Annotated in this window: 13 protein-coding genes and 2 pseudogenes; 2 read left to right on the plus strand and 13 right to left on the minus strand. The window is 67.4% G+C overall.

The genetic code is table 11. From position 1 onward, the window contains the following. Positions 1-332: 332 nt before the first annotated feature. The 8 genes and pseudogenes from ACTWPW_RS60820 to ACTWPW_RS60855 form a co-directional block, all read right to left on the minus strand. Entirely contained in the window at positions 333-953 is a 621-nt protein-coding gene (locus ACTWPW_RS60820) for a TetR/AcrR family transcriptional regulator (protein ID WP_443174515.1), read from the minus strand. Continuing rightward, positions 953-1,801, minus strand: coding sequence for an oxidoreductase (locus ACTWPW_RS60825; RefSeq protein ID WP_375119227.1), 849 nt, complete (start codon positions 1,799-1,801; stop codon positions 953-955). Before ACTWPW_RS60825 ends, ACTWPW_RS60820 begins: the two co-directional genes overlap by 1 nt. A 101-nt stretch (positions 1,802-1,902) precedes the next feature. Next, positions 1,903-2,199, minus strand: coding sequence for a PAS domain-containing protein (locus ACTWPW_RS60830; protein ID WP_443174525.1), 297 nt, complete (start codon positions 2,197-2,199; stop codon positions 1,903-1,905). 392 nt (positions 2,200-2,591) lie between these two features. After that, a complete protein-coding gene (locus ACTWPW_RS60835; RefSeq protein ID WP_443174516.1) occupies positions 2,592-2,786 on the minus strand; it encodes a hypothetical protein in 195 nt (64 codons plus the stop codon). A 43-nt stretch (positions 2,787-2,829) separates the two neighbouring features. After that, positions 2,830-3,825, minus strand: a complete 996-nt coding sequence (locus ACTWPW_RS60840) for a glucose 1-dehydrogenase (protein WP_443174517.1) — start codon at positions 3,823-3,825, stop codon at positions 2,830-2,832. Between the two features lie 17 nt (positions 3,826-3,842). Beyond that, positions 3,843-4,045: pseudogene (locus tag ACTWPW_RS60845) on the minus strand (IS5/IS1182 family transposase); the annotation flags it as partial. 66 nt (positions 4,046-4,111) lie between these two features. After that, positions 4,112-4,303 carry a ferredoxin gene (locus ACTWPW_RS60850; RefSeq protein WP_443174518.1) on the minus strand — a complete coding sequence of 64 codons (192 nt, stop codon included), beginning with the start codon at positions 4,301-4,303 and terminating at the stop codon, positions 4,112-4,114. Between the two features lie 7 nt (positions 4,304-4,310). After that, complete coding sequence (locus tag ACTWPW_RS60855) at positions 4,311-5,519, minus strand: cytochrome P450 (protein WP_443174519.1); 1,209 nt, start codon at positions 5,517-5,519, stop codon at positions 4,311-4,313. Positions 5,520-5,622: 103 nt separating this feature from the next. Here ACTWPW_RS60855 and ACTWPW_RS60860 point away from each other — a divergent pair, with 103 nt between their 5' ends. Further along, the gene (locus ACTWPW_RS60860) at positions 5,623-6,285 is read left to right on the plus strand and encodes a TetR/AcrR family transcriptional regulator (RefSeq protein ID WP_375119232.1); all 663 of its coding nucleotides are present in this window, start codon (positions 5,623-5,625) and stop codon (positions 6,283-6,285) included. A gap of 338 nt (positions 6,286-6,623) precedes the next feature. Here ACTWPW_RS60860 and ACTWPW_RS60865 read toward each other — a convergent pair whose 3' ends face one another. Together ACTWPW_RS60865 and ACTWPW_RS60870 are read right to left on the minus strand one after the other, a co-directional pair. Then, a complete protein-coding gene (locus ACTWPW_RS60865; RefSeq protein WP_443174520.1) occupies positions 6,624-7,268 on the minus strand; it encodes a hypothetical protein in 645 nt (214 codons plus the stop codon). Between the two features lie 712 nt (positions 7,269-7,980). Beyond that, positions 7,981-8,634, minus strand: a complete 654-nt coding sequence (locus tag ACTWPW_RS60870; RefSeq protein ID WP_443174521.1) for a TetR/AcrR family transcriptional regulator — start codon at positions 8,632-8,634, stop codon at positions 7,981-7,983. Between the two features lie 104 nt (positions 8,635-8,738). Here ACTWPW_RS60870 and ACTWPW_RS60875 point away from each other — a divergent pair, with 104 nt between their 5' ends. Beyond that, complete coding sequence (locus tag ACTWPW_RS60875) at positions 8,739-9,383, plus strand: O-methyltransferase (protein WP_443174522.1); 645 nt, start codon at positions 8,739-8,741, stop codon at positions 9,381-9,383. Here ACTWPW_RS60875 and ACTWPW_RS60880 read toward each other — a convergent pair. The 3 genes and pseudogenes from ACTWPW_RS60880 to ACTWPW_RS60890 form a co-directional block, all read right to left on the minus strand. Then, complete coding sequence (locus ACTWPW_RS60880; RefSeq protein ID WP_443174523.1) at positions 9,361-9,600, minus strand: hypothetical protein; 240 nt, start codon at positions 9,598-9,600, stop codon at positions 9,361-9,363. The genes ACTWPW_RS60875 and ACTWPW_RS60880 overlap by 23 nt on opposite strands. 86 nt (positions 9,601-9,686) lie before the next feature. Continuing rightward, positions 9,687-9,839, minus strand: coding sequence for a hypothetical protein (locus ACTWPW_RS60885; RefSeq protein ID WP_443174524.1), 153 nt, complete (start codon positions 9,837-9,839; stop codon positions 9,687-9,689). A gap of 742 nt (positions 9,840-10,581) precedes the next feature. Beyond that, positions 10,582-10,698, minus strand: a pseudogene (locus ACTWPW_RS60890) (IS5/IS1182 family transposase); the annotation flags it as partial.

The raw sequence follows: 10,698 nt of genomic DNA on the forward strand, positions 1-10,698 counted from the left end.
TCTCCTCACGCAGGTCGAACACCATCTTGACGGCGCGATCGCGCAGCTCTTGGGGGTACTTCCTCGGTGCGGGCACGACTCCCAGCCTTCCAGTCTTGGGAGCCTCCAACCAACCCGGGGCAGCTCAACACGCCCAGCCCCGCCAGCCCTGCCACCGCGACCACGGCCCCACCGCGGGATCACGCATCGAACGTGCCCGAACGTCCGGAAGGACAGCCTCGGACGCCATCAGGAGTACTCGAGGACTCCTGGCCGGACCCAACAGGCCACCCAAGCCCTGCGACATGCCCTGGGCGCCGCTTCACGCGCAAGGCATCGGCGATGTTCGCTTCTTACGCTTCACCGTCCAGGCCAGCACTGATCAGCCAGATATGCTCGCAGGTCGAAGATGCCTTCTGCAGTTGCTCGCGAGACTGTTGCGAGGCGTGGTAGAAGGTCCGCTCGATCATCCAGCACAGGGCGCGTGCCATGGCTGACGCCTGGTGTGGTTCGGTGCCGGCCTGAACGCCGGCTCGTTCCAAGACGGCAGTGATGGCTCTGATGAACAAGTCAGCGGTATGGCTCCACAGCTTGCCGATCTCCGGCACGGTCAACGACAGGTCGATCGCCGTGCGCATGACCAGGCCGTGCTCGTTCCACAGCTCGACCGTGCGCTGCATGGCCGCTGCGATGGCCTGGCGCGGCTCGTCGGTCTCCGCAGTGGCCCGGGATCGCTCCCACAGGTGCTCAACGGTCCGGGCCACGAGTGCCGTGACCACTTCTTGCTTGGAGCCGAAGTAGAAGTACAGGGCGCCGCGTGTGATGCCGGCGCCCTGTGCGATGTCGCCGACGGCCATGGCGTCGTAGCCCTTTTGCGCCAGCAGAGCTTCGCAGGCGTCCAGAATGGCCCGCTCCCGGACATCGCCCTTGCGTTCGGTGGTGCGTCGGCTCCGCGCGGGGTGGTGGCCGGGCATCAGAGCTGAGCGCCCTCGGCGAAGTCGGTCGTACGGGAGAGCGTCTCCCATGCCCGGATGTCCTCGTCCACGGCCACGCGCGCGGCGGTGACCAGTCGCAGCGCGTCCGAACCCAGGACGAGATGGGCCGGCGGCTGGTCGACCGACGCGATGTGCACGACGGCTTCCCCGGCCTTGGCCGGATTGCCCAGTTGGTTTCCGCTTGCCTTCTGCCGCGCTTCACGGATGGGGGTGAACAGCTCGTCGTAGTCGTCGATGGACCGCGCGGCGCGTGTCATGGACCGTCCCGCCCAGTCGGTGCGGAAGGAGCCGGGCTCGATCGCCGTCACGTGGATCCCGAACTGTGCGACCTCCTTGCCCAGGGCCTCGAGGATGCCTTCCAGGGCGAACTTGCTACCGCAGTAGGCGGACATGCCGGGCACGGCCATCAGCCCGCCCATGGACGTGACGGCCATCAAGTGTCCGCGGCGGCGCCGGCGCATGTAGGGCAGTGCTGCCTGCAGGGTGGCCACCGTCCCGAATACGTTGACCTCGAACTGCCGCCGCACCTCGGTCAGCGGGGTTTCCTCAAAGGTGCCCTCCAGGCCGTAACCGGCGTTGGCGACGACGACATCCACAGGCCCGACGCTCTGCTCTACCTCGGCGACCACACTCGAGACGGCGTCGCCATCGGTCACATCCAGAATGCGGCCGTGAGCGTACCTGGGTTGGAGCTCTTCGAAGGCCCGCAGGTCTTTCTCGGAGCGGACCGTTCCGACGACAGTGTGCCCGGCGGCCAGGGCGGCTTGCGCGAAGGCACGCCCAAGGCCCGTACTGACGCCGGTGATGAGCCACTTCTGCTTCTGCACTGCCCCTCCAGACAGGACTCGAAAGGAGCTGGACTGCCCCCTTCGTCCAAATTCTACACGGCGTCGATTTTTATCGTCACGGTGTAGATTACGCTTCACGGCTACGCCGACCGCCCTATGACGATCTTCCCGAGCAAGAGCAGAGGCCACCGGGTAAGCGGCCACGTAAACAGCGAGATGGACATCGTGCGCTGCTGACTCCCGTGGGACCAGTGGGCCTCACGGTGGATCATGGGCCGGCCGCCGGCGAACACCTTGCGCATCGCGTCCTGCACCGCTTCCGTGCCGATCCCGTCGATGACCTCGGTCAGGGAGCGGCCGACCCGGGAGTACGGGTAGCCGTCACTGAGCTGCTGGGCCGCCTCGTTCAGCCAGACGCAGCGCAGCTCCTGTCCCAGATGGCCATGGCGACGGGGAAGTTGCTGATGAGCGACTCCGGCAGTCGGGCCGCCGCGGCCATGGCCGGGCGTATACGCGACTCCCGTGGGTTCTCGAGAAGCTTGGGGCGCAACGCAAGACTGGGCCCGCGCACTCGATGGTGAAGCGGAAGGCCGGCATGCCGGCCCAGTTCTTCAACTTTCTGATCGCCGGTACCAGGTCGGCGTCCACCGGCTGACGGGACACACCGTCGTCCAGCCAATCGACGAGTTCAACCGTCCTGCAAATACCGAGTACGGCGTCACCCGTGTACCTCCTTCCATCGAACAGATCGACGCCTTGAGATTCGGAGCTTGGCGTGAGGCGCTGCCCAATGCCCGCAAGGTTCTGCCTGCGTTGGCGTCACGGGGACTCAGGCAGGCTCGGCCAAGTCGGCGGTGAAGGCGGCAGCCTCGATGCCCTCTCCTGCGAGTTGCTCGACGGGTGCGTCCAGTCGGTCTTTACGGCGGGCTGCCAGGGCCACACGGAAGTTTTCGCGCCCGAAGCGCCGGGCACGGAGACGCCGAGCCGCGATACCAGCACCGAAAACGGCGATTACTTCGGACATGAGACCACTCCCTGCTAAAAGGCAATTGGCTTGAACTCAAGGGTCAGGGGGCGGTCCTGTCGGTGGCGTCGAGGTGCTGCGTCATCATGGCCTGTCCGGACGTCCAGCCGCCGTCCACCGTGATTTCCGCGCCGGTCATGTACGAGGCCGTGTCCGAGATGAGGAAGGACACCGCCTCGCCGATCTCCTCCGGGACGCCGATCCGGCCCAGCGGGGCCAGGGGGAAGTTGCCTTCCCCCAACTGCGCGTTACGCTCCATGGTCATCGGGGTGTAGATCACGCCCGGATTCACGGCGTTGACTCGAATCCGGTGGCGGCCCAGCTCCGCCGCGGCGATCTTGGTCAGGCCCCGGACGCCCCACTTGGACGCTCCGTACCCCGAGACCCCAGCAAGCCCGATCAGTCCGGAAATGGAGGCGATGTTGACGATCGAGCCGCCGCCGGTCGCCCGCATCGCTTCGATGACCGCCTTCAGCCCGAGGAACACTCCGGTCAGGTTGACCTTCAGCACCCGTTCGAACCGCTCCAGCGTCTCGCTCTCCAGAGGTGCCCCCGCGGCGATCCCGGCGTTGTTGACCAGGCCGTCCACCCGGCCGAAGTGCTCGACGGTCGCCTCCACCACGCTCTTCCAATCATCCTCGCTGGTCACGTCGTGACGGAGGAACAGGCCCCGGATCTCGGAGGCGGTCTTGGCACCCTGTTCGTCGAGCAGGTCGGTGACCACCACCTTGGCTTCGCCCCGAGCCATGCGGGCGGCCACGGCCGCACCGATCCCGCGGGCGCCACCCGTCACGATCACTACCTTGTCCTGCAAACCAGACATGCTCGTCCCTTCCTGTTGTTCGTCGATTCGTTGAGCTGAGTCAGCGGAAAACGCGGCGATCAGGCGTTCCAGACACCGGTGGCCGCCGTTTCGCAGGCGTAGTCGGAGAAATCGAGATGCCGTCAACCAACGTGACATCAGCCGCCACATAGTGTCCTGAGCAGCGGAATCAGCTTCCGCTTCAAGCCGGCTTCGCCGTTCGCTGTTCGACAGCATGGCGGCTCGTTGGCCGTCGAGCAGGTCGCGTCGGTGATCTGCGGTATCGGCGGCCAACCACCAGCAGCTGGATGAGCTTGTCGAACACGACCCGGTCGGTGACCGGTCGCCGTTGGCAACCCAGCGGGTGGTCGGCCTGGTAACCGGCGGGACGGTCGGGCAGCAGCGCGGCAAACTGGTCCCACCGCGGGTTGGTGAGCCACGATGGCAGGGCAGGCACAGGTCCTGCTGGTGATCGGAAGCGTCGAGAACTTTTAGATCATCGAGGCTGGCGCCCGGCCGTTGCCTACCTGATGTCGAGTGCCCCTCTGGGGCACAGCCGGACGGCCTCGGCTGCTGCCTCGCGCAGCTCCCCGGAGGGGTCCGGTAGGACTACCGCGACCCGTCCGTCGTCGTCCCCCTGGTCGAAGACCCCCGGCGCGGTGAGCGCGCACAGGCCGGCGCTGATGCAGACGGTGGTGTCGGCGGTGATCCGCATGCTCCGCCTACCAGGTGACGGGCAGGGCGTGGATGCCGTACGCGAGATTGCCGTGTTTGTAGGGCAGTTCGTCCACCGGCACGGCGACCCGCAGGGTGGGGATGCGCTCGAAGAGGGTGGAAAAGGCGATCTCCAGCTCAGCCCGGGCGAGGTTCTGCCCGAGGCACTGGTGCACGCCGTAGCCGAAGGCCACGTGGTGCCGGTTGCCGCGGTGAACGTCGAGCCGCTCGGGCTCGGGGAACACTGCGGGGTCCCAGTCGGCCGCGGCCAGCAGGGCGAAGACTCCCTCGCCCGCGCGGATCCGGGTGCCGCTGAGCTCGGTGTCCTCGGCCGCGATCCGGGTGGTGACGAGGTCGGCGATGCTGAGGTAGCGCAGCAGCTCCTCGATGGTGTCGGGGAGCAGCTCGGGATTCTCCCGCAGGGCGGTGAGCTGGTCGGGGTGCTCCAGCAGCGCCACGGTGCCCAGCGAGATCATGTTCGCCGTGGTCTCGTGGCCCGCGTTGAGCAGCATCAGGCACGTCATCACGAGGTCATCCCGGCGGAGCTCGCCGGCGGGGTCCAGGTGCTCGGTGACCAGCTTGCTCAGCAGGTCGCCGCCAGGCTCCTGCTGCTTGCGGGTGATCAGGCCGTCCATATAGGCGCGCAGCTCACCCAGCGCGGCCGCGACCTGCTCCGCGGTGCTCGTCCCTGACACGCCGACCATGCTCCTGCTCTGGAAGAACTCGTGGTCGTCGTAGGGCACACCGAGCAGCTGGCATATCACCAGCGACGACACGGGGAGCGCGAACGCCTCGACCAGGTCCACCGGCGGGGTCCTGGCGAGCAGGTCGTCGAGCAGCCGGTCGACGGTGGTCTGGATGCCGGGCCGCATCGTCTTGATGCGTTTGAGGGTGAACTCCTGGATGAGCATCCGCCGGTAGAAGCTGTGCTGTGGCGGGTCCATGCGGATGAACGGCGGGCGCTGCAGGACCTGCGCCTGTCCCGGGAGGAGCGTGGGGAAGCCGGGGCGGGTGCCGTCGGCGCTGAACACCGGGCTGCTCAGCACGGTCCGGACATCCTCATACCGGGTCACCAGCCAGGCGGTGCCGCCGGTGGGCAGCCGCACCTTGGAAGCAGGTTCCTCGGCGCGCAGCCGGTCGTAGTCCGGCGGTGGGGCGAACGGGCACTGCCGCCGGAACGGGAAGCTCCGGCTGTCAGGAGTCGTGGTCTGGGACATCAGCCTCTCCTCAATAAGCGGAGGGTAATCCTTCGCTTGCTGCAGACGGTAAGCTAGCACAATCGAAGGGATTCCCTCCACATCCCAAGGAGATGGGTACCGGTTGACCGAGAACACGACCCGACTGCGGGCGGACGCCCGTCGCAACCGCGAGCAGATCATCATCACGGCCCGCGAAGTCTTCCTCGAGCAGGGCATCCACGCGCCACTGGAGGAGATCGCCCGCCGTGCCGGTATCGGCATCGCCACCCTCTACCGCCGCTTCCCCGACCGCCACACGCTCGTCCAGCAGGTCGCCCTGGACAACCTGACCCTGGTCGGTGAGGAACTGGACCGCGCCACCGCCGCGCACCCCGACGCCTGGGACGCTCTCGCGCAGCTCATACGCCGCCTGGTGGAGTTGCGGCTCAGCATCATCATGCCGGTGCTGCTCCCCGGCCTGGAGGAGGACGCGCGCAGCGAGGGGGGAACACTGAGGGCGCGACGCGACCAGCTCTTCGAGCAGATGGAGCAGCTCACCCGCACCGCCCAGCAGGAGGGGCAGCTCCGCCAAGGCGTCAACCCCATCGACATCTGGCTCGGCGTCATCAAGCTGTCCCGCCCGCTGCCCGTCATCGGCACTGAACTGAACGAGCTGATTACTGGCCAGCAGCTGGAGCTGTTCCTCGGCAGCCTCCACGCCACGGCGCTGGACGCCTCCGAGCCGCTGCGCCGGCAGCCGCTGACCCTCGACGAGCTGGACCGCCACCTCAAGATGGCGGAGTAGCCAGTGCCGTTCTTCTCCTCTCTGCTGGCCATTCAGGCCGGGCAATTGCCTGCACGAGACGCAGGCGAAGGTCTGCGGCGACACCACCAGCGCGGACGTGCACCGCAGCTGGCAGGGGGACCAGGACCCAGGTTTCCAGGCGCTCTTTGAACCCAAGTCCTTGTAGCGGTATGAGAAGACTCCGGCAGCGTGGAGCTAATGGCGTCATGGTGGGCGGGTTGTCGGCTTGATCTGCATCTTGTCGCTGGGACTGTCGATTCAGAGGCATTCCTCAACCCATGGACCGAACACGATCGCGGACTTGTAGGGCCCCACCTCTGCAGCGAAGATGGCCGGGTCTACCTGTCCTGTGGGGATTCCTGCCAGTACGGGACCGCCTGCTGGGCGGCGGCCGCGATGGCCGCGCCGTCGAGTTCGACGATGCTCAGCTCTATGCCGCCGACGGGCCACTCCACGGCGAGTTGGAACCTCTCCTGGGGAGGCGAAGGCCACAGCCATAGCCCCCAGGTCGTGACACCTACGTCCTCGTCACCGCTGCGCATGGACATGCCCGGGAGGAGCAAGGACAACTGCGGGCCTGGTGGCGGATCCTGCGGGAGTTGTGTCCTGTCCCAACGTTGTCCGACGGTGGTGGCCTTGGCGCCGTCGGCGAGGCGCACGCCGAAGCGCAGCAGCTGGTCCGGTAACGGCTGCTCGGCCTTCACCCCGGTGACCATGTGAGGGAACACGGATAGTTGGAGGGCCTGGAAGTCGTCGGGGGATAGAGTCTGCCGTCGGGTGACGAGGTCCACGTTGATCAGGCAGCCGGTGCTGAATGCCTGAATCGTCGGCACGGTGATGGCGACATTCGGGGTGCGGGCCAGTATCAGCCCGCTGACCATCACCGCGCCCATCTCGTCCGCCGGCGGAGCGGACCAGGCCGGCCATCCAGGTTTGGGTGGGCGAGTCCGTTCTTCCTGAGCTGGCGGGGGTTCGAAGAACATACCTTCACCGTACGGAAATCCTGCGGACTGCGTGGTATGCGGATCATGGATAGCTTTCTGGAGAAAGACTCCACCGGCGATGGAAAGACCACATCCCGGACAGCGCCGCGCAGGCGTTCGCGGCGAACGCCGAGGTACTGGCCGAGCACAGTCCCCAGCGTTTCGTCCTGCTCGTCCATCCGGCCACCCTCGCCTCGTCCCACCCGCAGAGCAGGTCACGCAGGGAACAGATCGAGCGTGCGATCCTGTCTTCCCTGAACTTCCCGGCGACCGTCCGCGCGCCGACCGGATATCTGCGGGCCGTCGGGCCCGGCGTTGCGTGAGTGCTGGGCTGAGGTGCCGGCGACCCTGGTCCCGGTGATCGAGACGCTGGAATGCCTGACCGATCGCGACGTGAGCATGGAGCAGACGCTGCGCGCTCGGCCCGTCCATGCCCGCCCTGGGGTTGACGGACCTGGTGGCGCTGTGCGCCGCACGAGCCGGGATCCGATCCCAGCACCACGCCTGATAGAACGCTGCCGCAACATCCCCTGAGTGCGCACGGGCCGGTCGTGACGCTGGTGTGCTGTGGGGTCGGCGCCGCCGCGATCATCATCACGGCCAGAGCGGGCAATCTCCTCTCGACCTTCCGGGCGCGACGGAACTCGCCGGCACGTTCGTGCAGGTCCACGACGCGGACCAGGAAGTGCGGGAATCAGCCCGCCTGGGGAGACTACCCGGGTGGGCGGCTCGGGGAGGACGGCAGGGCGTACTGGCTGAGGAACCGCTCCACGAGCCGGTCGGTGAACTCGCGCGACACGGGCTCCCCCGTGACCAGCACCCGGTAGTAGAGGGGGCCGAGAAGCTGGTCGAGCGCGAAGCCGACGTCGAAGCCCGCGGGCAGTTCGCCGCGCTCGACCGCGCGGGCCAGCGGAAGGGCGTCGCGGGCGCGCTGCCGGCCGAGGTAGTCGGCGCGCAGGCGGGCGGCGAGCTCCGGGTCGTGCTGGGCCTGTCCGGCCAGCGCGCGGAAGACGGCGCCGGGGTCCGAGCGGGTCAGGAAGCCGGCGAGCCCGCCGAGGTGCGCGCGCAGGTCACGGCCGAGGTCGCCGTGATCGGGTACGGGCAGGTGCTCGGCCATGTCCTCGATGAAGGCGTCCATCAGCACGTCGACCTTGGAGGGCCACCAGCGGTAGATGGTCTGCTTGGCGACACCGGCGCGGGCGGCTATCCCCTCCATCGTCACTCCCGCGAACCCGCGCTCCACCAGCAGGTCGTCGGCCGCGTCCAGCACGGCCTGCCGGGCTTCCTCGCTGCGCCCGTACCGGTTTCCCCGGTGGGCCGCGCGGCGCGCGTCGGCTGCCTTCCCGGCGGACCCCGAACCGCCCATGTGGCCTCCCGCTTGGTAACTGCCTTCTCGATTGGGCACTTTAGCGAACCGCCTTGGACCGGGCGCTCTAGACAAGACTCAACGTCGCGTCTAGCCTAACAGCCATGTCCATCTCACTGCACACCTCACCAGTCCGCCCCGTACTCGACCGGCTGTTCGCCGCGGCCGACCGCGACGACGACGCCCCGGTCGGCCCGTACTCCGCGCACTCGGGCGTGCAGGAGCGCGCCGATGCCCTGGAGGCGGTCTACATGCCGATCTCGGAACGGGGCGGCGAGCTGCTCTACTCGCTGATCCGGGCCGCCCGCCCGCAGACCGTCGTGGAGTTCGGCACCTCGTACGGCATCTCGACCCTTCACCTGGCGGCCGCGGTCGCCGACAACGGCACGGGCCACGTGTACGGCAGCGAGCTGAGCGATACCAAGGTCGAGGCCGCCCGCGCCAACCTCGCCGAGGCGGGACTCGGCGAGCACGTGACGATCCTGCCCGGCGACGCCCTGCGGACCCTCGCCGACGTGCCGGGTCCGATCGGCCTGGTGCTGCTCGACGGCTGGAAGGACCTGTACCTGCCGGTGCTGCGCCTGCTGGAGCCCCGGCTGGCCCCCGGCGCGCTCGTGGTGGCCGACGACAGCAGCTTTCCCACGGTCGCCGGTTATCTGGACCACGTACGCGATCCGGCCAACGGCTACGTCAGCGTCTCCTTTCCTGTCGAGGACGGCATGGAGATCAGCTGCCGCGCCGCGCTCTGACGGGCCCGCTCAAGGTCGGCACTCCTGTACCACCGCTCGGGAATGCCCGCCAGGTGGACGGAGACACCTGCGGGCCGAGTCCGTACGACTTCTGGAAGCTCATGATCAGCGGCCGCCAGGCGTCGGGGTCGATGTGGTCGTCCGTACCCTTCATCCGGATCTCCTCGTGCACCCAGATCCGCTGCACCCGCACCTCGAACGCCTGAACACCCGCCATCACCGACGGGATGCACCGCCTCCACCACCGCCTCGACCATGGCCTCCTCGCAGGCCCATCGACCCCGACATCGCGGCAGGACCGCCTCAGCGAGGCCTGGTCATGATGATCTCACGGGCCGCCTTCCGGATCTGGGCGCCCGGCTCATCGCCCGGACCCGCGATGTCGCCGGTGTTGTGCGTCCGCGCGGCCGTATGGCGCACGACGGCAAGCAAGTTGGCGTTCTCGGTCAATGACACGACCCCCATTGATCGCCAATACTCATGCGCAGGGAAATCAAAAAGAGAAACCCCTCGGCCAAGGAGCATTATGCACATGCTCGCGAAACGTCTGGGCGCGGTTGCACTGGCCGCTGTGACCACCATCACCGCTTTGGCGGCGGTTCCGGCTAGCGCCACGAGGAGCTTGGGACAGTGGGAATACGTCGCGGCTTACCCTCTGACGTCCGCTGGTTTTGCGTCCTGCAGGTCCGCCGGCAAGCTATGGGGAGGAACGTGGCGGTGCCGCGCGATCAACGGCCCGCACTGGTCGCACACCACGTCCCACTATCACCTGGAGATTTACTACACCAGCTAATCGTTGGGGCCGCGCCCTGTCGTGGGGGGACAGGAGGCGGCCCTCCCGTTTTGTCGCGATTGCGTAGTGCAACGCTCGGCGGACCGGGCGCGATTATCTGAAATGGGTGCAGAAGCGTTCTACGCTACGGCGGCGCAGGTAATGCGGACAATTCTGATCGCCCTGGCAGTGGAGATGGCTCGCTTTCACCGATCTCTTGGGATGGGATGACCGCGTCGGCAGTCGTGGCTGAGTTGCGCTCGGGCCTGGTGGAGGCGGCGGTAGTAGGACCAGCTCAGGACCTGGTCGATGGCGCAGGCGGCAGGGATGAAAAGCCGGGCCAGGACGTGGCAGGTCTCGATGATGAACGGGACTTTCAGGGGGAGGGCGCGTCGTCTTTTCCCTGGATACGCCACTGAGCCCTTTTCATCCTGAGTAGCGGCCTTCTTCCACCAGCTGCAGCACGAGGATCGCCTGCACGAGTGCGGTCGCGCGATGCGGGCAACAGCGCAGCCTGGTCAGCACCTTCCAGGACTTCAGGGT

The organism is Nonomuraea sp. KM90 (assembly GCF_052246675.1).
Taxonomy (GTDB): Bacteria; Actinomycetota; Actinomycetes; order Streptosporangiales; family Streptosporangiaceae; genus Nonomuraea.